The sequence below is a fragment of the Achromobacter sp. SIMBA_011 genome (genome assembly GCF_046535435.1).
In the GTDB taxonomy this organism is placed as follows: domain Bacteria; phylum Pseudomonadota; class Gammaproteobacteria; order Burkholderiales; family Burkholderiaceae_B; genus Achromobacter; species Achromobacter dolens.
Map to the genome: position 1 here is coordinate 1 of NZ_JAWRWN010000898.1, position 251 is coordinate 251.

General features: G+C 42.6%; 1 protein-coding gene. It reads right to left on the reverse strand.

What is annotated here, in order from left to right:
* The coding region (locus tag SB816_RS33600) for a nucleoside-diphosphate sugar epimerase/dehydratase (protein WP_410548453.1) at nt 1–251 on the reverse strand (251 nt) is incomplete at both ends.

Below are 251 nucleotides of genomic sequence, written 5' to 3' on the forward strand. Positions count from 1 at the left end.
TATTTCTTTGCGCCGTGCACGGGTTTCGCTAGGTAATGCCAATAGCACTTTACTGGCTTTACGTTTATTTATAAGCTCGTAAATACCTTTAAACTCAACAACGGGTATGCCTTGTATTATAGAGCCATGCTTGGTTACATCGTCATCAATAAATGCACTTACAAAATACTCAGGCCCTGCACCTAAAGCAGTGGCTAATTGTCGGCCTGCCGAACCCGCACCATAAATAATTACCGACTCTTTCTTACTGG